Below are 22,178 nucleotides of genomic sequence, written 5' to 3'. Positions count from 1 at the left end.
CCCGGAATCCTGCCTCGCGGCCCTCGAGTTGACGTGACATGTGTTTGGGGCCGTCGCTGTCGGCCGCCCTCGTCGAAGGCCGCTTCGATCCGGCACCTGACGCAGGGCGGCGGCGGTATCCGCCCGCAGGTGTCACCGGAATTCTTCGCCAACCCCCGATCTACCCCCTGGATGTGAACGTGGATACGAACACTGGCGACTCGTCCGAACGGATGTTGGAATACCTCAAAAAGGTCACCGTGGAACTGATGGCGAGTCGCGAGGAACTGGCCCGGTTGCGGGAGCGTAGCGCCGAGCCGATTGCGATCGTCGGGATGAGTTGCCGATATCCGGGCGGAGTGGCGTCACCGGGGCAATTGTGGGATCTGGTCGCCACCGGTACGGATGCGATCGGCGGATTTCCCTCGGATCGAGGCTGGGACGTGACGAAATTGTACGATCCCGACCCCGATCGGTTCGGCAAGGTCTACACGCGCGAGGGCGGGTTCCTCTCCGACGCAGGCGATTTCGACGCGGCGTTCTTCGGCATCGGTCCGCGTGAGGCATCGGCGATGGATCCGCAGCAGCGGTTGCTGCTGGAGGCTTCGTGGGAAGCCCTCGAGGATGCTGGAATCGACCCGATCTCGTTGCGGGGCAGCGATACCAGTGTGATCGCGGGGGTGATGTACACCGACTACGAGCACACGGCGAAGGCCGCGGGGCCGGCCGCCGAGGGGTATGCGGGGACCGGCTCGGTGAGCAGCGTGGTGTCGGGGCGGGTGGCGTACACGCTGGGGCTGGAAGGTGCCGCGCTGACCGTGGACACGGCGTGTTCATCGTCTCTGGTGGCGATTCATCTGGCCGCCCAGGCACTGCGCCGTGGGGAGACGTCGCTGGTGTTGGCGGGTGGTGTCACCGTGATGTCGACACCCTCGTTGTTCGTGGAGTTTTCGCGGCAGCGGGGTCTATCGCGCGACGGGCGGTGCAAGTCGTTCTCCGCGGGCGCGGATGGGGTGGGCTGGTCCGAGGGGGTGGGCGTACTGGTGCTGGAACGGCTGTCGGACGCGCGCCGGTCGGGGCACGACATTCTTGCCGTCATCCGCGGCTCGGCGGCGAATCAGGACGGTGCCAGCAACGGTCTGACCGCGCCGAACGGTCCGTCCCAGGAGCGGGTGATCGCCACAGCGCTGGCCGCCGCCGGGCTCGAACCGGCCGATGTGGATGTGGTCGAGGCGCACGGGACCGGGACGCCTCTGGGCGATCCGATCGAGGCGCAGGCATTGATCTCCGCCTACGGGCAGCGACGCGCTGAGCCGCTGCGGATCGGGTCCCTGAAATCGAATATCGGGCATTCGCAAGCGGCCGCGGGTGTGGGTGGCGTGATCAAAGTCGTGCAGGCGATGCGCCACGGGATGTTGCCGAAGACACTGCACGTGGATGCGCCGTCGCCGCATGTGAATTGGTCCGCCGGGGCGGTACGGTTGCTGACCGAGCCGGAGCCGTGGGTCGCGGGTGAGCGGGTACGGCGAGCCGGAGTGTCCTCGTTCGGGATCAGCGGCACCAACGCGCATCTGATCCTGGAGGAAGCGCCGCCGTCCGAGCTTCCGCCGGTCGGTGAGATCTCCGGCGGTGACCCGAACGGCGCTGTCGCCGCGGACGTGGTCCCGCTGCTGCTGTCGGCGAAATCTGTTGCGGCGCTGCGGGGCCAGGCGAACCGGCTGCGACAGTGGTTGCTCGACAATCCGGAGACGGACCTGTGGAGCGCGGCGTCCTCGCTGATCGATACCAGAGCGCGGTGGGATCTGCGCGGCGTCGTAGTGGGTCGCGACCGGGAACAGCTGACGGCGAGACTGACGGATCTGGCATCGGGCTCGACCGCGACCGGTGCGCCGGTGGCGGGCCGGACCGCGGTTCTGTTCACGGGGCAGGGAGCGCAGCGCGCCGGGATGGGTGCCGAACTCCATGCCGCCTTTCCCGTTTTCGCGACGGCATTGGACGAGGTCTGTGCCGAATTCGATCGTCATCTGGGCGGATCGTTGCGCGCGGTGATGTTCGACGGTCCTCCTGCCGCGGCACCGAGCGACACAGTCGAGAGCGCACTGGATGCGACGGAGTGGACGCAGCCCGCGCTGTTCGCGTTCGAGGTGGCGTTGTTCCGGCTGGTCGAGTCGTTCGGGGTCACTGCGGATGTACTCGCCGGGCATTCGATCGGTGAGCTGACGGCCGCCCATGTGGCGGGAGTGTGGTCGCTGGCGGACGCCTGCGCGCTGGTGGCGGCACGGGGTCGCCTGATGGGTGCGCTGCCGCCGGGTGGTGCCATGCTCGCGGCGGCCGTGACCGAGCGGCGTGCCCTGGATCTGGTTGCGGCGCTGGATGATCGACTGTCCGTCGCAGCGGTGAACAGTCCGTCGTCGGTGGTGTTGTCCGGCCCTGTGGACGTTGTCGAGGCCGCGGAGCGGGCATTGTCCGGCGACGGCGTCCGCACCTCGCGATTGCGGGTCGGCCACGCATTCCATTCGGCACTGATGGAGCCGATGCTCGACGAGTTTCGCACGGTGGCAATGGGTCTGACGTATCGGTCGCCGACCGTCGCGTTGGTGTCGAACGTTTCCGGTGACATGGTCGGTGCCGAGGTGACCGACCCCGAATACTGGGTGGAGCAGGTGCGTGCCTGTGTGCGATTCGCGCCCGGCATCGACGCGCTCGTCGCCGCGGGCGTGCGGCGGTTCGTGGAGGTGGGCCCGGATGCGGTGCTGACATCCATGACTCGCCAGTGCCTGGCGGAACTTCCGGATGTCGAGGCGGCCTCGATGGTCGCGGCCGCGTCACGACGTTCGGTCGACGAGGTGACGCAGTGCATGACGATGCTGGGGCAGGTACACACCGCAGGTGTGGCGGTGGACTGGCGGTCACTTTTCGCGGGCCGGTCGCTGCACCGGGTGTCGTTGCCCACGTACGCGTTTGCGCGTCAGCGGTACTGGTTGGAGCCGCTCGATGTCGATGTCACCGCCACGATGTTCGAACATCCGATCATCACCGGCGTGGTCCCGCTGGCAGGCAAGGACGAATGGCTTTTCACCGGCCGGGTGTCGTTGCGGACCCATCCCTGGCTCGCCGATCACACGGTCTTCGGCTCGGTGGTGCTGCCCGGAACCGGATTCGTGGAACTGGTCTCGGCCGCCGGCGCCCGCCTCGGCGCCGAATGCGTCGAGGAATTGCTGCTGGAAGCCCCACTGCTGCTCGAGGATGACACAGCGGTCGATATTCAGCTCGATGTCGAGCCCGCCGACGGTACGGGCCGACGCCGGTTCCTCGTGCACTCCAGGATCGCCTCGGATGGACACTCCGCACAGGAGCAGTGGGTGCCGCATGCGGCGGGGGTGCTGACGCCCGCAGCCACGTCCGACGCGTCGGACGCCGGATGGGATGGGCGGGTGTGGCCACCGCCGGGTGCCGAACCGGTGGACTCGTCGCGGCTCTACGAGCGGCTGGCGGATTTGGGCTTCGGGTACGGCCCGGCATTCCGGGGGGTGCGCGCGGCGTGGGCGCGCGGTGCCGAGGTGTTCGCGGAGTTGTCGTTGCCCGACGACACTGACGGGCGGCGATTCCGGGTACACCCAGCCCTGCTGGACGCCGCTTTCCACACAGCGATCGACCGATTGGCCGATACCGGCGACGGCCGGGTTCCCCTGCCGTTCTCGTTCGCCGGTGTGCGCACATACCAGGAAGAAGCCACCGCCCTGCGGATACGTGTCACCCTCGGCGACGGCGACACCATTCGAGTGGATGCCGCCGACACCCACGGCGTCCCCGTGGCCGTCATCGAAGCCCTCGGCGCCCGCCCGGTCGATGCCCGGACCCTGCACCGTGGCCGTGCCACCTCGGGTCTTCACACCCTGCGGTGGACGCCGGCCCCCACCCCCGTGCCCGCGATCGCATGTCCGGTGGCCGTGTACGGCACGACGACCATTCGGGGCGTCGAGGCGGCATACGCGGATCTCGACGCCGTGTGGGCGGTGGGGTCGGTCCCCCGCGTCGTCGTCTGGCATGCGGATGATGTACCCGCGCAGGGGAATGTGGCGCAGGTGGCGCGGCTGCGTGTCGACGCGGCCCTGACGGTGGTGCGGAACTGGATCGGCGATCGGCGATCGGCGAATTCCACACTTGTCGTCGTGACCCGCAACGCCGCCGAAATACCGGGCGAGCTGAGCGATCCGGCGGCGGCGGCGGTATCCGGGTTGATCGCGTGCGCTCAGTCGGAACATCCCGGGCGGATCGTGCAGATCGACCACGACGACGCCACCGCGCTGACATCGGACACGGTGCTGCGGGCGGTGGGGCTCGGTGAACCACAGGTGGCATTGCGCGGCAACACGATGCTGGTGCCCCGGCTGGTGAAGGCCGCGCAGGCGGATACCGCCCCGGTGTCCTTCGGAGGCGGGACGGTCCTGATCACCGGTGGAACCGGTGGACTCGGTGCGCTGACGGCACGGCATCTGGTTGCGGCACATGGTGTTCGGCGATTGCTGCTGGTCTCCCGGCAGGGACCGGATGCCGAGGGCGCCGCGGACCTGGTCGCCGATCTCGAGGCCGCCGGTGCGCAGGTGCGGGTGGCCGCCTGCGATGTCGCCGACCGTGATTCGCTGCGGGATCTGTTGCGGAGCACACCGGAACAACAACCGCTGACCGCGGTGATCCACACCGCCGGCGTCCTCGACGACGGCACCATCGAAACGTTGACCACCGACCAGGTGAACCGGGTCATGCGGCCGAAAGCCGACGCGGCACTGCACTTGCACGAACTCACCCGCGAGCACGATCTGTCGGCGTTCGTGCTGTTCTCATCCGCCGCTCCGTTGCTCGGCGGTCAAGGGCAAGGCAACTACGCGGCCGCGAACCGTTTCCTCGACGCACTGGCGCATCATCGCCGCGAAATCGGTCTGCCCGGACAAGCACTGGCGTGGGGGCTGTGGACACTCGGTATGGCCGGCGTGCTTGCCGAGGAAGAGAACGAGGACATCGTTCGCCGGATCCGTGCCCGGCTCGGGTTGGCGCCGATCACCCCCGAGTCCGGATTGGAGATGTTCGACAAGGCGCTCGCCATCGACCATGCGCTGGTGATGACCGCGATGCTCGATGGGGGCGCGCTCGCGGCGCTGGCTCGATCCGGCGTGCTGCCGCCGGTGCTGAGTGATCTCGTGCGCGTGCCCACGACGGAGCAACCGGGCATCGAACGTGGCTCGCTGGCAAGACGTCTGAAGAGCCTGCCCGAGGACGAGCATCACGAGATCATCTTGCACGAGATTCGGGCGCTCGCCGCTGTCGTGCTCGGTCACAGCTCGGCCGCGGCGGTGGCCGCCGATGTGCCGTTCGCCGAACTCGGGTTCGACTCGCTGGGCGGGGTCGAGTTCCGCAACAGGCTCGCCGCGATGAGCGGGCTGTCGCTGCCGTCGACGCTGGTCTTCGAGCATCCGACCGCCGACGCAGTCACCCAGCTGCTGCGCTCACAGCTGGGGACCACCATGGCGACTCCCCCTGAGCCGCAGGCCGCCGCGGCGGGGGTGCGCGGCAGTCTGACAGAGCTGGTGATGGCCGCACATCGGCGTGGGGATGCGACGGCCGCGATGCCGCTGTTGATCGAAAGTGCGAAACTGAGCGTCGCTTCCGAGGAACCCGACGCGATGCACGGTACGTCGACGCCCATGCTGCTGGCACGCGGCGGTGCCGGTCCCAGGCTGATCTGTATCCCCTCGTTCCTGGTCGGCAACGGACCGCATCAGTTCGGCCGATTGGCGCGCGAGCTGAGCGATGAGTTCGGTGTGTCCGCGTTGCGATTGCCGGGAACCCGAGTCGGCGAAGCGCTACCGCCGACGTGGGACGCGCTGCTCGACCACCTTGCCCTGGCCACCGAAAACGCCGCCGGCGCCGAACCGTTCGTGCTCGTGGGTTACTCGATCGGCGGAGCGGTCGCACATGCGCTCGCCGGTCGGCTCGAGGAGCGCGGCCGCGGACCGGTGGGTGTCGCGATGCTCGACACCTATTCGCCCGAGGGTGATGATCTCATCCACACCGTGTTCGCGAGTGCGCTCGGACTGGTGCTCGATCGCGGGCACGAGTTGATCGACGTCGACGACCGTGCACTGGTCGCCATGGGCAACTATGTGCGGATCTTCGCCGATCGCGGCACGCGGACCATTGCGGTGCCGACATTGAACTTGCGTGCCGACATCGGGCTTCCCGGGCTCGACATCGCCGAACCGGTGCCGGACTGGCAGCACCGCGGCGACACCGTCGAGGTCGCCGCCGACCACTTCTCCCTGATCGAAGACGCGGCACCGGTGGCGGCGGCCGGGATTCGGCACTGGGTCCACTCGATTGCGAGTGACGTCGCCGGCCGGAGATGAACCGCGACGGCACGACAAGCCGGCTGCTGTGACGGGCAGCGGCCGACGCGGCAGCGTGAAATACGCGATCGCGAACAACACATGCTTGGAATCGAATAAGGCGAGACAGAGGAAATTCCATGGTCGTAGGAAATGAAATCGCCATCGTCGGAATGTCGTGCCGGATGCCCGGTGCTTCCGATCTCGAGAGTTTCCGGCGGTTGCTGCGTGGTGGACGAGAGGCCATCGGCTCCGCTCCCGCTGACCGTCCGGGAATCGATGAGACAGCCGGATTCCTCGATTCTGCATCGGAATTCGACGCCGACTTCTTCGGTGTGCCGCCGAACGAGGCACGTGGTATCGATCCGCAGCAGCTGCTCGGTCTGGAGCTGAGCTGGGAGGCGTTGGAAGACGCGGGCTATCGCGATCGACAGGGCGCCCGAGCAGGAGTGTTCCTCGGTAGCACCGGAACCGATTTCGCCGAAATCGAGGCGACGCGGGGAAAGTCCGGCGTCGGCCGGCACACGTTGTCGGGTGTCGGGCGCGGGGTCGCCGCCAACCGGATATCGAATCACTATGGGTTCACCGGTCCGAGCATCGTCGTGGACAGCGGGCAGTCCTCGTCGTTGGTCGCGGTGCATGTGGCATGTGAATCGCTGCGCGGTGGTGAATGCGATGTGGCGCTGGCGGGCGGACTGAATCTCATTCTGTCTCCGTTGGGTGGGCAGCGCTACGAGCAGTTCGGGGCGCACTCACCGTCGGGCCGGTGCTACACCTTCGATGACCGTGCCGACGGCACCGTGCGCGGTGAGGGTGGCGGCATCGTCGTGCTCAAGCCGTTGGCGCGAGCGGTGGCCGATGGTGACCGGATCTACGCGGTGATCCGGGGCAGTGCCCTCAACAGTGGCAACGAGCGTCAGGTGCTGAGTGCGCCGAGCGTGTCGGCGCAGGCGGCGGTGATCCGGGCCGCACTGGCGGCGGCGGATGTGGAACCGGCGTCGGTGGGGTATGTGGAGTTGCACGGTACCGGCACCCCCGCAGGTGATCCGGTGGAAGCGCAGGCGCTCGGTGAGACCTATGGCCGTGTGCGACCGGAGAACAGTCCATTGGCCGTCGGTTCGGTCAAGACGAATATCGGGCATCTGGAAGGTGCCGCGGGCATTGCCGGTCTGATCAAGACGGCGCTGAGCCTGCGGCATCGGGAACTGTTGCCCAGCTTGAACTTTCGCACCGCGAACCCGCTGATCCCCCTCGACGAGCTTCGACTGCGGATCCAGACCGTCACGCAGGACTGGTCGGCCACCGCGCCGCGCCGAGCGGGCGTGTCGTCGTTCGGCATGGGCGGCACCAACGCGCATGTGCTCCTGGAGGAGGCGCCCGCTACGGTCGGCGGCGATACTCCGGTCGTCGGCAGCGACGGCACCCGGCCGGTGACGTGGATGTTGTCGGCTCGGAGCCCGAAGGCATTGCAGGAGCAAGCTGTTCGGTTACAGCAGTGGCTGGCCGACCATCCGGCGAGTGACGCCGGTGCTGTCGCGCATTCGCTCATCCGGTCGCGCACCGCGTTGGAGTGCCGGGGCGCTGTGGTCGGGCATGACATCGATGGCTTGGGCGCCGGATTGGCTGCGCTGGCGGGTCCGGCGACAGGAGCTTCGGGAGAGCTTCCGGTGGTGTGGGGTCGTGTGGTGCCGCGTCGGGTGGGGTTTGTTTTTCCGGGTCAGGGGAGTCAGTGGGTGGGGATGGGTGTGGGTTTGTTGGCGTCGGGTGGGGTGTTTGCGGAGTCGGTTGCGGAGTGTGAGGTGGCGTTGGCTCCGTTTGTGGATTGGTCGTTGTCTGCGGTGTTGCGGGGGGAGGTGGGTGCGGCGTCGTTGGATCGGGTGGATGTGGTTCAGCCGGTGTTGTTTGCGGTGATGGTGTCGTTGGCTCGGGTGTGGGGTGCGGCGGGTGTGGTGCCGTCGGTGGTGGTGGGGCATTCGCAGGGTGAGATTGCGGCTGCGGTGGTTGCGGGTGGGTTGTCGTTGTCGGATGGTGCCCGAATCGTGGCGGTGCGGTCGCGTGCGGTCGCGGAGGTTCTCGCGGGGTCCGGTGGCATGGTGTCGGTCGGATTGACCGCCGTTGCGGCGCAACAGCGGCTGGCAGGTTTCGGGGAGCGGTTGTCGGTGGCGGCGGTGAACGGGCCGGGCCAGATCGTGGTGTCGGGTGAGGCGCAGGCGCTGGACGAGTTCTTGGCCGGGTGTGCGGTGGATGGTGTGTGGGCGAGGCGGATTCCGGTGGATTACGCGTCGCATTCGGCGGCGGTGGAGGCCATTCGGGATCGGGTGCTGGCGGGGTTGGCGTCGGTGGTGCCGGTGTCGGGTTCGGTGCCGTTCTTCTCGACGGTGTTCGGAGACTACGTTGACACGGCCACTCTCGACGCTGAGTACTGGTATCGGGGGCTGCGGGAACAGGTGCGCTTCGCCGACGCGATCGAGGGGGTGCTCGATTCGGGGACGAACGCGCTCATCGAGGTGAGCCCGCATCCTGTGGTGTCGACGGCGGTCGAGCTGACAGCCGATTCTATGGGTCTGGCGGACCGGGTGGCGGTCGTCGGCACGCTACGTCGCGATCACGGCGGCCCGCAGCAGTTCGCCGCGGCGCTGGCCCATGCCTACTGCATGGGGATCGACGTGGCGCCGGAGCTGCTGGCAGTACCGGCCGAGCGGGTGGACCTGCCGACGTATGCGTTCCAGCGGCGGCAGTGCTGGACGCTGGAGGGGGTGGAGTCGATTCCGGCTCCGCAACCCGCTGCCGCTCCGGCCCGGCACCGGCGCGCCGTGGTGGAGGGGCCCCTCGCACCGCGGCTGTTCGCCGCCGCCGAGCGTGACCGGGACGCATTGGTGCTCGAGGTGGTGGCCGAGCAGGCCGCCGTGGTACTCGGCCATGAATCGGCCGAGGCCGTCGCGCCCGGTCTGCCGTTCACCGCCGCCGGCTTCGATTCGGTCAGCGGACAACAGCTTCGCGCCCACCTGGAATCGGCCACCGGCGTGCCGTTACCGACCACCCTGATTTTCGATCACCCGACGCCGATGGCGGTGGCGCGCTTGGTCCGTTCGCTCCTGGAAGGGATGGATCTCGATGCGCCACGGGTGACACGCCGGGCCATCGCCGATGAGCCGATCGCGATCGTCGGGATCGGGTGCCGCTTTCCCGGCGGTGTCGGATCGGTCGAGGACCTGTGGGATCTCGTCGCGGCGGGGCGAGATGTGATCGCGCCCTTCCCGTCGGATCGGGGCTGGGATCTGGAGCGCCTGCTCGATACAGATCCGGACAAGCCCGGCACCGTCCACACCCGTGAGGGTGGATTCCTGGACGACGCAGGCGGTTTCGACGCAGGGTTCTTCGGTATCGGTCCGCGTGAGGCGTCGGCGATGGATCCGCAGCAGCGGCTGATACTGGAGGTCTCCTGGGAGGCCCTGGAGAACGCGGGCATCGATCCGGCCGCCTTGCGCGGTACCGATGCCGGCGTCTATGTCGGCGCCTGTTCGTCGGGGTATGCGCGAGGAGTGGTCGGCGACTACGAGGCCTTCCGGCTGACCGGGACGGCGCACAGCGTGGTATCCGGCCGTGTCTCTTATGCTTTCGGTTTGGAGGGGCCTGCGGTCACTGTGGACACCGCGTGCTCGTCCTCGCTGGTCGCGTTGCACCTGGCGTGCCAGGCCCTGCGGCAGGGCGAGACATCCCTGGCCCTGGCGGGCGGCGTGAGCGTGTCGGCGAGCCCGAGTCTCTACGTGGATTTCGCGCGACAGCGAGGGCTGGCGCCGGATGGGCGGTCCAAGGCATTCGCAGCCGCGGCCGACGGTGTGACGTGGTCAGAGGGCGTCGGAGTGGTCGTGGTCGAGCGCCTGTCGGATGCCCAGCGGCTGGGGCACGACATTCTCGGCGTGGTGCGCGGCAGTGCCATCAATCAGGACGGTGCGAGCAACGGTCTGACCGCACCGAACGGCCCGTCGCAGGAGCGGGTCATCGCGCAGGCGCTGGCGAATGCCGGGCTCCGGGCCGCGGACGTGGACGCGGTCGAAGCACACGGCACCGGAACGGCATTGGGCGATCCGATCGAGGCTCGAGCGCTGATCGCCGCCTATGGGCGCGACCGGGTGCAGCCTTTGCGGATCGGGTCACTCAAGTCGAATATCGGTCACGCGGTCGCCGCGGCCGGTATCGGTGGTGTGATCAAGATGCTGGCGGCGTTGCGGTATGAAACTCTGCCGAAGACACTGCATGTCGACGCCCCGACACCCCATGTGGATTGGTCGGCGGGGTCGGTCCGGTTGTTGACCGAGGCAGAGCCGTGGCCCGCCGCCGATCGGGTTCGGCGCGCGGGTGTTTCGTCGTTCGGAATCAGCGGCACCAACGCTCACGTGATTCTCGAGGAAGCTCCGTCACGCGCGCCGTCAGCACAGGAAAGCTCGACCGCTGTGCCGGTGACCGGCGCGGCGACGACCGATGTGGTTCCGTTGCTGGTGACGGCGAAGTCCGACGAGGCGCTGCGTGCACAGGCGGATCGCTTGCGGCGCTGGCTGATCGATCGGCCCGAGGTCGATGTCGCCGACATCGCGTACTCCTTGATCGAAACGCGCGGACACTTCGATCGACGCGGTGCGGTCGTGGCCCGCGACCGGGAACAGTTGCTGACGGGCCTGGCGGAGCTCGCCTCGGGTACGACGAGCTCGTCGTACATCGAGGGGCAGACCACGGCCGGGAAGACAGCGTTGCTGTTCACCGGGCAGGGCGCCCAGCGTGCCGGGATGGGGGCGGCGCTGTATCGCGCGTTTCCGGTGTTCGCGGCGGCATTGGACGAGGTGTGCGCACAGATCGATCCGTTGCTCACCCGGCCGCTGAAAGACCTGATGTTCGATGAGGACAACGCGGCACTGCTGGACCTCACGGAGTTCACCCAGCCCGCGTTGTTCGCGTTCGAGGTGGCGCTGTTCCGGCTGCTGGAGTCGTTCGGTGTGGTACCGGATGTGTTGATCGGGCATTCGATCGGCGAGTTGGTCGCCGCGTATGTCGCGGGGGTGTGGTCGCTGGTGGACGCGTGCACCCTGGTGGTGGCGCGTGGCCGGTTGATGGGCGCACTGCCGGCGGGCGGGGCTATGCTGGCGGTCGCGGTGCCGGAGGAACGCGCGGCCGAAGTGCTCGCGGACGTCGCGGACCGGGTGTCGATCGCGGCGGTGAACGGTCCGTCGGCGGTGGTGTTGTCCGGTGATGCGCCGGCGATCGCCGATATCGAGGACACCTTCGTCGCCGCGGGCGTGAAGACCTCCCGACTGCGGGTCAGCCACGCGTTCCATTCGGCGTTGATGGAGCCGATGCTCGGCGAATTCAACCGGATAGCAGAAGGTTTGACCTACAATGCGCCGTCCGTCGCGATTGTGTCCAATCTTTCCGGGAGCGTGATCGGTGACCGGTTGACCGATCCGGGATATTGGGTCGAGCAGGTGCGCGGGTGCGTGCGATTCGCGCCGGGGATACACACCGCGGTCGAGGCCGGGGTGCGCCGGTTCGTCGAAATCGGGCCCGATGCCGTCCTGTCCGCGATGACACGGTGGTGTCTTGCCGAGACTCCGGAAGTCGAGGCCGCGTCGGTCGTGGTCGCGGTGGCCCGGCGCTCGGTCGACGAGCCGACCCAGTTCGTATCGGGTGTGGCAGCCGCCCAGGTGGCAGGCGTCGGTGTCGACTGGGGCTCCCTGTTCGGCGATGCTCGGCGGATTCCGTTGCCCACCTATGCATTTCGTCATCGGCGGTTCTGGTTGCAGCCCGGGGTCGTCGCGGCGACCGGTAACGGCGGAGATCATCCGATTCTCACCGGTGCGACCGAGCTCGGCGGTACCGACGAGTGGTTGTTCACTGGGCAGTTCTCCTTGCGCACCCATCCCTGGATCGCCGATCACATGGCCTACGGCGTGGTGGTGGTGCCCGGCGTGCTGTTGCTCGAGTTCCTGCTCGCCGCAGGTGGCCGGATCGGTTCCCCGGTGGTCGAGGAAGTCATGGTGCAGGCGCCGATTCGGCCCGGCGCCGACACGGTCGAGTTGCAGGTGCTGGTTCAGGCAGCGGACGAGTCGCAGCGGCGATCGTTCGAATTCTTCTACCGCGACTCCTCCGATGCGGAATGGACACGCAATGCCACGGGTGTGCTCGCGGCGCAACCGGACGGCGTTTCCGCGCTGGCGGAACAACTGCGCGACCAGGAGTGGCCGCCGGTGGGTGCCGACCGCGTGGACGTGGACCGGCTGACGCTTCCGGAGCAGATCACCGAGGACACCGGACTCGAGTACGGTCCGGCGTTCATCGGTGTGCCCGCGGTGTGGCAGCGCGGCGACACTGTTTTCTCGGAGGTCGTGCTGGACACCGATGCTGCGCCGGAGACCGGGCACGGTGTGCATCCGGCGCTGCTGGAGCTGGTGGTGCATGCGGGACTGTCCCGGCTGGTCTTTCGTGCCGCCGATTCCGATCCGGACTCGGGCTGGTTGTTGTTCCAGTGGGGCGGCGCGCGTTTTCATGCGCCGGTGCCCACCGGCGCGACGGAACTGCGGGTCATCGCGGCGAAAGCGGGAGACAACACGATCGCCGTCGCGGCTGTCGATTCGGACGGCAATCCGATCCTGTCGGTCGACGCGGTCATGATGCGCCGCAACGACGCCAAGGAATTCCGCCGCGGACTGTCCGAGGACGAGACAGGTCTGTATCGGGTGCAGTGGGAGCCACTCGCGGCAGCGGCCGACCGACAGGCGCCGCGGCTGGCCGTGCTCGCGGATTCGGCGGTACCGGGGATCGATGTGTCCTTCGCCAGCGTTGCCGATCTCGTTGCTGCGGAACATGTTCCGTCGGCGGTGGTGTGGCGGGTCCCGGCGTCGGGGGCCGATGATCCGGCCGCGGTGCGGGCCGGTGTGCACCGCATGCTGGCGATGTTGCAGTCCTGGCTCGCCGAAGAGCGGCTGTCCGATGCTCGGATGGTGGTGGTCACCACCGATGGCGCGGGATTGCCGGGAGAGGCTCCGGATCTGGTCGCCGCCGCGGTGTGGGGGCTGGTCCGCAGTGCACAGTCGGAGAATCCCGGGCGATTCGTTCTCCTGGACGAGGATCCGGCCGAGCCGCTCGCCATCGATCGGATCGCGGCGGTGCTGGCCTCCGGTGAGCCCCAGACCGCGGTGCGTGGTACGGGGATCCTGGTTCCTCGGCTGACGCGGGCTCCGGGCGGGGCCGGCGAACCGAACGCCGCGCCGCCGATGTTGGGAGACGGGGCGGTTCTGATCACCGGTGGTACCGGTGGGCTCGGCGCGTTGTTCGCTCGGCACCTGGTCGCCGAATACGGCGTGCGCAGGGTGGTGCTGGCGTCGCGGCGAGGACCCGAGGCGCGGGGCGCGTCCGAGCTGGTCGGAGAACTGGTTCGGGCGGGCGCCGACGCCCGGGTGGTTGCGTGTGATGTCACCGATCGTGACGCGGTGCGAAACCTGTTGGACACCATGGACTCCGAGGGGGGTGTGACCGCGGTGGTGCACACCGCGGGCATCCTCGACGACGGCACGGTGGAGTCGCTCACGAGTGCGCAGGTCGATCGAGTGCTGGCGCCGAAGGTGGACGGTGCGTGGTATCTGGATGAGCTGACTCGTGAGCGCGAGCTGTCGGCGTTCGTGGTCTTCTCGTCGATGGCGGGAGTGCTGGGGTCGGCCGGGCAGGGCAATTACGCGGCGGCGAACGGTTTCCTGGACGGTGTGGTGCAGCGCCGCCGCGCGGCAGGATCGACCGCTGTGTCTGTGGCGTGGGGGCCGTGGAACGCCGGCAGCGGAATGACCGGTGAACTCGACAGCACCGCCCTGGCCCGCTGGGAGCGGTTGGGGCTGGGCCAACTCGGTGACGCCGAGGGGCTGCGCTTGTTCGACGAGGCGCTCGCCGGTACCCAGGAACGTCCGGCCGCGATCCGATTCGATGCCGACGCAGTGCGGCGCGCGCCGGATCCCGAGACGATTCCCGCGGTGTTGCGAGGCTTCGTGCCACGCGCCGCGCGCCCGGTGAAAGCTGTGGCCACACCCGTGACCGGCGCGCTGGCCGAGCGGTTGGCGCAGGTGCCGGAAGCCCAGCGGGGCGAGGTGGTCTCGGAGGTCGTGCTGGCACAGGCGGCCGCCGTGCTGGGACACGATTCGGCGGCCGATATCCGGCCCGACCGGCGTTTCGACGAGATCGGATTCGATTCGCTGGGCGGGGTGGAATTCCGAAATCGCCTGAGCAAGGCCACTGGTATCAAGCTGCCGTCGACCCTGGTGTTCGACTATCCGACTCCGGCGGCGGTGGCGAAACTGGTGCTGTCCCGGGTGGAGCCCGAGGCGGCGAGCGAACCGGTCAAGAAGGTGGTGCGCCGGACTCGTACCGATGAGCCGATCGCCATCGTGGGGATGGGCTGCCGGTTCCCCGGCGGTGTGACATCGCCGGACGAGTTGTGGGATCTGCTCGCTGCGGGAGTCGATGCGACCAGTGAATATCCGTTGGATCGAGGCTGGGACCTGGAGCGGTTGTTCGACGAGGATCCGGATAAGCCCGGCACCGTCTACAGCCGTCGGGCCGGCTTCCTCGACGGCGCCGGCGATTTCGATGCCGGTTTCTTCGGAATCAGTCCGCGCGAAGCGTCGGCGATGGACCCGCAGCAGCGTCATCTGCTCGAATCATCGTGGGAAGCATTGGAAAACGCGGGTATCGACCCGATCGCCCTGCGCGGCACCGATGCGGGGGTGTTCGTCGGGGCGTGCTACTCCGGGTATTTCAACCGGGTCACCCCCGAGTTCGAAGGACATCGGCTCACCGGCACGCAGGGCAGTGTGACGTCGGGCCGGCTGTCGTATGTCTTCGGCATCGAGGGGCCCTCGGTCACCGTGGACACGGCCTGCTCGTCCTCGCTGGTCGCACTGCATCTGGCCTGTCAGGCGCTGCGGCAGGGCGAGACCTCGCTGGCACTGACGGGCGGTGCGACCATCTACGCCGATCCCTATCTCTCCATCGATTTCGCGCGACAGCGCGGGATTTCGCGCGAAGGGCGCTGTAAATCGTTCGCTGCCACGGCCGACGGCACGGCATTCTCCGAGGGCGTCGGCATGCTCGTGCTCGAACGCCTGTCGGACGCACAGCGGCTGGGCCATCAGGTGCTCGCGGTGGTGCGTGGCAGCGCGATCAACCAGGACGGGGCGAGCAACGGTCTGTCGGCGCCGAATGGTCCGTCGCAGGAGCGAGTGATCATGTCGGCGCTGGCGAACGCGGGACTGGAGCCGTCCGATGTCGACGCCGTGGAAGCGCATGGGACGGGAACGCCGCTGGGGGACCCGATCGAGGCGCAGGCGCTGATCGGAACCTACGGGCAGGGACGGTCGAGCGGACCGTTGTGGCTGGGTTCGCTGAAGTCGAACATCGGGCATACCACCGCGGCCGCCGGTGTGGGCGGGGTGATGAAGATGGTGCTGGCCCTGCGGCACGAAACGCTGCCGAAGACGCTGCACGTGGAGGAGCCGAGCCCGAAGGTGGACTGGTCGGCCGGCGATGTGGAGCTGCTGATCGCGGAGCGTCCGTGGCCTCGTGATGGGCGCGTTCGTCGTGCGGGGGTGTCCTCGTTCGGTGTCAGCGGCACCAACGCCCACGCCGTCCTGGAGGAGGCGCCGCTTCCGGCCCGGCCCGAATCTCTCACTGCAGGAGAAGATTCCGGCCATCCGGCCGCTCAGGTCGTGTCCTGGATGTTGTCGGCGGTGAACCCGGAAGCATTGCGTGCACAGGCTGGTGCGCTCGACGGATGGTTGCGGATGCATCCGGAGGCGGACGCGGCGGACGTGGCGCATTCGTTGTTGCGCCACCGCTCGCAGTTGGAGTGGCGGGGCGCGGTTGTGGGACGCGATCCGGCCGGCCTGCAAGCGGGCTTGGCAGGGTTGATCGATCCGCAGACACCACCGCTCGACGGTGCGGCCGCGGTGGTGTGGGGTCGTGTGGTGCCGCGTCGGGTGGGGTTTGTTTTTCCGGGTCAGGGGAGTCAGTGGGTGGGGATGGGTGTGGGTTTGTTGGCGTCGGGTGGGGTGTTTGCGGAGTCGGTTGCGGAGTGTGAGGTGGCGTTGGCTCCGTTTGTGGATTGGTCGTTGTCTGCGGTGTTGCGGGGGGAGGTGGGTGCGGCGTCGTTGGATCGGGTGGATGTGGTTCAGCCGGTGTTGTTTGCGGTGATGGTGTCGTTGGCTCGGGTGTGGGGTGCGGCGGGTGTGGTGCCGTCGGTGGTGGTGGGGCATTCGCAGGGTGAGATTGCGGCTGCGGTGGTTGCGGGTGGGTTGTCGTTGTCGGATGGTGCCCGAATCGTGGCGGTGCGGTCGCGTGCGGTCGCGGAGGTTCTCGCGGGGTCCGGTGGCATGGTGTCGGTCGGATTGACCGCCGTTGCGGCGCAACAGCGGCTGGCAGGTTTCGGGGAGCGGTTGTCGGTGGCGGCGGTGAACGGGCCGGGCCAGATCGTGGTGTCGGGTGAGGCGCAGGCGCTGGACGAGTTCTTGGCCGGGTGTGCGGTGGATGGTGTGTGGGCGAGGCGGATTCCGGTGGATTACGCGTCGCATTCGGCGGCGGTGGAGGCCATTCGGGATCGGGTGCTGGCGGGGTTGGCGTCGGTGGTGCCGGTGTCGGGTTCGGTGCCGTTCTTCTCGACGGTGTTCGGAGACTACGTTGACACGGCCACTCTCGACGCTGAGTACTGGTATCGGGGGCTGCGGGAACAGGTGCGCTTCGCGGAGTCGGTGGAGACGTTGCAGCGTTCGGGGGTGAACGCCTTCATCGAGGTGAGTGCGCACCCGGTCCTGACAATGGGCGTCGAACTGACGGCCGGAAACCTGGGGCTGGCCGATCGAGTGGCCGTTCTGAGCACGTTGAAGCGCGATCACGGCGGTCCGGAGCAGGTCGGCACCGCGTTGGCGCAGGCATTCTGCGTCGGTGTCGACGTGGCCACCGAAGCGCTGGCTCCGGCCGTGACGGGGTCGCCCGGCGGTTCTCGCCCGGTCACTCGGGTGGATCTGCCGACGTATGCCTTCCAGCACAAACGGTATTGGTTGCAGCCGAGTGGTGCCTCGGACGTGCGGCAGTCGGGGCTGGGCGAGGCGAAGCATCCGCTGCTGGGCGCGGCGGTCTGGTTGCCCGACTCCGACGGAGTGGTGCTGACCGGGCGCCTGTCGTCGGCGGAGCACCCGTGGCTGGCCGATCATGCGATCAACGGGGCCGCATTGCTACCGGGGACGGCATTCGTCGAATTGGCCCTGTACGCCGGGACGATGGTCGGCTGTCCTCGGCTGGCCGAGCTGGTCGTGGCCGCACCCCTGATCCTGCCCGCCGACGGCGCCGTCGAGCTGCGAGTGATGACGGCCGGACCCGATGAGTCCGGTCTACGAGCGGTATCGGTGTATTCCCGCCGTCAAGGCACTGACGAACCGGACCGGGTCGATCCCGGTTCCCTCGCCGGCCGGCGTTCCGAGTGGATTCGGCACGCGACGGGAATCCTTGCCGCAGCGTCACCGTCGGCTCCCGATCCGATCGGATCGGATGCGGCGAGCTGGCCACCCGTCGGTGCACTGCCCGTGCCGATCGGCGACGCCTACGCGGAGCTGGCCGAGCGCGGGTACGACTACGGCCCCCTGTTCCAGGGACTGACCGCGTTGTGGCGCCGTGGCGTGGAGATCTTCGCGGAGGTCGCCTTGCCGGAGCAGGCGCAATCGGTGGACCGGTTCGCCCTACATCCGGCGTTGCTGGATGCCGCGCTGCACGCGATCAGCCTCGGTGGGCTGAGTGAATCCGCCGCGCCCGGGGAGATACTCGTGCCCTATTCGTGGGAGAACGTGACCGTGGCGGTGGCCGGCGCCACGTCGGCGCGCGTTCACCTGACCTCGGACGGGACCGGGTCGGAAAATCAGCGAATCACACTGGCACTCAGCGATTCTCAGAATACGCCGATCGCCGAGGTTGCGGGACTGACGCTGCGGCCGATCCCGATCCGCACGGTGGGTGCGGCATCGGCGCCGGAGGGCACCTACCGGCTGCGCTGGGTTCCACTGCCCACACCGACCACGGACGAATCGGCCGTCCTATGGGAGAACACCGAAGACGGCGAGACGGTGACGGTCGAAGGCAAGCCTGCCATCGTTGTTCGACTCGACGATGCGGCCGCGACGCCCGGCGGCTCGAGGAGCATCATCTCCCGCGTCAGCGCGGACACAGCTGTGGACGCGGATGTGCCGGCCGCGTTGCACAGGCGGCTGGCCGACGTAGTGGCGTGGGGCAAGCAGTTGCTGGCCGGGGATCAGCGGATCGTCGTGGTCACCAAGGGCGCGGTCGCCACGGCTGCGGGCGAGTCGGCCGACCTCGTCGGCGCGGCGGTGTGGGGTCTGCTCCGCAGTGGACAGAACGAGCACCCGGATCGGATCACGATCCTCGACGTGGACCGCTGGGAGGACTGTCGCGCCGCGGTCGTCGCGGCCCTGTCGACCGCTGACGAGCCTCAGGTCGCGGTGCGCGACGGTGCGCTGCACGTGCCTCGCCTGACTCGCGACTCCGGTGACGTCGTGGGAGCCCGTGATGCGTTGCGGGCTCCCGGGTGGGCGTTGCGTCAGCTCGGCACGGGGTCGCTGACCGGTGACAACTTCGCTCTGGTCGAGGCGCCTGCCGCGCGGCAGGAACTCGCGGCCGGTCAGGTTCGGCTGAGCCTTCGCGCCTCCGGGGTCAACTTCCGGGACGCGTTGATCACCCTGGGCATGTATCCGGACCCGGATGCCGCCATCGGTATGGAGGGTGCGGGTGTGGTGCTCGAGGTGGCGCCGGACGTCACCGAATTCGCTGTCGGCGACCGGGTTTTCGGGATGATCGACGGCATCGGCTCGGTCGTCGTGACCGACAGCCGGCGGTTGGCCCCGATACCACGAGGATGGTCGTTCGCACAGGCCGCCGCGGTGCCCGTGGTGTTCGTCACGGCGTATTACAGCCTGGTGGATCTCGCCGGGGCACGCCCGGGGCAGACGTTACTGCTGCACGTCGCCACCGGTGGGGTCGGCACGGCCGCGGTGCAACTGGCGCGCCACCTGGGCCTGCGGCTGCTGGTCACCGCCGACCGCGCGAGATGGGATGTGCTGCGCGACATGGGATTCGATGACGCCGTCATCGGCGACTCGCGCACACTCGACTTCGAGCAGAAGTTCCTCGAGGCCACGGGCGGCCAAGGTGCAGACATCGTGCTCGATTCGCTGGAAGGCGAATTCGTGGATGCCTCACTGCGGCTGCTGCCGCGCGGTGGCCACTTCCTCGAAATGGTGGCCACCGATCGGCGCGATCCCCGTGCCGTCGCCGAACGGCACCCGGGCGTGGACTACCGCTACTTCCATCTCAGCGAGATCGGGCTCGACCGGTTGCGCGAGATCATGAGCGCCCTGGTCGAATTGGTCGACACCGGTGTGCTGGCGCCACCGCCCGTCACCGGATGGGATGTGCGGCAGGCACCGGAGGCATACCGGTTCGTGGGCGAGGGTAAGCACATCGGAAGGAATGTGCTCACCATTCCCACACCGCTGCGCAGCGGCGGCACGGTGTTGATCACTGGTGGTACCGGTGTGCTGGGCGCGTTGGCGGCCCGGCACCTGGTCGCCGAACATGGTGTGCGGCGGCTGGTGCTCGCGAGCCGACGTGGTCCGGACGCTGAGGGCGCGGCTGAGGTGGCGGCGGAACTGACCGGCCTCGGCGCGCGGGTGGATGTGGTCGCCTGCGATGTGGCCGACCGGACGGCGCTCGACAAGCTGCTGGCCGATATTTCACCGGAGCATCCGCTCACCGCTGTCGTTCACACCGCCGGGGCACTGGCCGATGGCCTGCTCGCCGGCATGACACCGCAGCAGCTCGCGACGGCGCTGCGTCCGAAGGTCGACGCGGCGTGGAACCTGCACGAGGCAACCAAGGATCTGGACCTGTCGGAGTTCGTGCTCTATTCCTCGATCGCGGGTGTGATCGGCACCCGGGGGCAAGCGAACTACGCCGCCGCCAATGTCTTCCTCGATGCCTTGGCGAGACACCGGCACCTGAGCGGCTTGCCCGCGAAGTCGGTGGCCTGGGGGCTGTGGCAACAGCGCAGCGGAATGACCGATGCCCTCGGGGCGGCCGACCTGGCCCGGCTGCGGCGGGAGGGAATTCTCGAGCTGCGTGAGCAGGACGGCATGGCGCTGTTCGATGCGGTGCTGGCGGACGAGGAGCCCGCGGTGGTGGCGGCACGGATCGACCGGGCCGCGCTGACCGATCCGGTTCCCGCGGTCTTGCGGGGTCTGGTGCGGCATGCCGAGCGCCCCGCGGCGAGCGGGACTCGCTCGCGTGGCTTCGAGCTGGGGCTCGTACCCGAGGCCGAGCGCGAGCAGGCCCTGCTCGACCTGGTTCTCGAGCAGGTCGCCGCCGTTCTGGGCTATTCGTCGGCCGGTGATATCCAGTCCGACAAGGGATTCGACGAGATCGGACTCGACTCGCTGTCCGGAGTGGAACTGCGCAACCGCCTGTCGAAAGCGACCGGCCTCCAGGTTCCCGTGACGCTGGTGTTCGACTACCCGACCGCTCCGGAACTGGCCGGTTATCTGTACGAGCACCTGGCTCCGGCGCTGACCGCCTCGCCGCCGGCGGGCGGCGCCGCACCCGACGACATCGCCCACCTGGCGGCGATGGTCGATCGCGTCCTGGCCGCAGCGGGGGACGACGATGCCACGGTGACGGTGCTGCTCGGCATCGGTGACCGCCTGCGGTCACATCTGGGGGAGAGGTGGCGTGGCGACGAGGACGAATATGCCGACCTCGCCGCACACTCCGCCAGTGAGCTGTTCGATCTGATTGATGAGGAGTTCGGTCGCTCATGAGCAATGAGGAAAAGCTCACCCGGTATCTGCGGAAGGTCACCGGCGACCTGCGTACCGCCAACAAGCGCATCCAGGAGTTGGAAGAGGGTGCGCGGGAGCCGATTGCGATCGTCGGGATGAGTTGCCGCTTCCCCGGCGGCGTACAGACCCCCGCCCAGTTGTGGGATCTGGTCGACTCCGGCACCGATGCGATCGGTGGTTTTCCGGTCGACCGGGGCTGGGATCTGGACAAGCTCTACAATCCCGATCCGAGTGTGCCCGGCACGATCTACACCCGTGAGGGCGGGTTCATCCACTCGGCGCCCGAGTTCGATGCGGGCTTCTTCGGGATCGGTCCCCGGGAGGCCGCGGCGATGGACCCGCAGCAGCGTCTGACTCTGGAGGCGTCGTGGGAGGCTCTGGAGGATGCGGGGATCGACCCGAAGTCGTTGCGGGGCAGCGACACCGGCGTCTTCTCGGGTGTCTTCCACCAGAATTACGGCCCCCGGATCGGCTCCCCGGCATTGACGGCGGAATCGGAAGGCCATGCCGTCCTCGGCGTGTCGAGCTGTGTGCTGTCCGGCCGGGTCTCCTACGTCTTCGGTTTCAAGGGGCCGACGCTGTCGGTCGACACCGCATGCTCGTCATCGCTGGTGGCGTTGCATCTGGCCTGCCAGGCACTGCGGCGTGGGGAGACCTCGCTCGCCCTGGTCAGTGGTGTCACCGTGATGTCGGAGCCGTCGCACATGATCGCGTTCGCGCGTCAGCGCGCGCTGGCGGCGGATGCGCGATGCAAGGCATTCGCGGCGGGCGCGGATGGGACCGGATTCTCCGAGGGGCTCGGCATCCTGGTCGTGGAAAAGCTCTCGGATGCACGACGATCGGGCCACAATGTCCTCGCGGTGGTGCGCGGGACGGCTATCAATCA

At 68.3% G+C, this 22,178-nt stretch carries 3 protein-coding genes (1 of these 3 only partly in view); all 3 read left to right on the top strand.

Features of this window, described 5'->3' with window-relative positions; all coding sequences use genetic code 11:
- Positions 1-179: 179 nt before the first annotated feature.
- The gene (locus AB0L57_RS04285; protein WP_364956849.1) at positions 180-6,383 is read left to right on the top strand and encodes a type I polyketide synthase; all 6,204 of its coding nucleotides are present in this window, start codon (positions 180-182) and stop codon (positions 6,381-6,383) included.
- Between the two features lie 119 nt (positions 6,384-6,502).
- Positions 6,503-21,271, top strand: a complete 14,769-nt coding sequence (locus tag AB0L57_RS04280) for an SDR family NAD(P)-dependent oxidoreductase (RefSeq protein ID WP_364956846.1) — start codon at positions 6,503-6,505, stop codon at positions 21,269-21,271.
- Positions 21,268-22,178: the 5' end (the start) of a type I polyketide synthase gene (locus tag AB0L57_RS04275; protein ID WP_364956843.1), read on the top strand. 9,943 nt of this gene lie beyond the right edge of the window; the window shows 911 of its 10,854 coding nt (coding positions 1-911); the start codon lies at positions 21,268-21,270; its stop codon lies off the right edge, out of view. The genes AB0L57_RS04280 and AB0L57_RS04275 overlap by 4 nt, the downstream gene beginning before the upstream one ends.

Origin of the sequence: Nocardia sp. NPDC052254 (assembly GCF_040679495.1) — a bacterium.
In the GTDB taxonomy this organism is placed as follows: domain Bacteria; phylum Actinomycetota; class Actinomycetes; order Mycobacteriales; family Mycobacteriaceae; genus Nocardia.
The sequence above is the reverse complement of the archived record's forward strand: the minus strand, read 5'-3'. Positions and strand labels throughout refer to the sequence as shown.

Coding starts and splice junctions, on each gene's coding strand:
- AB0L57_RS04280 (WP_364956846.1), top strand. CDS start 6,503: ATGGTCGTAGGAAATGAAATCGCCATCGTCGGAATGTCGTGCCGGATG.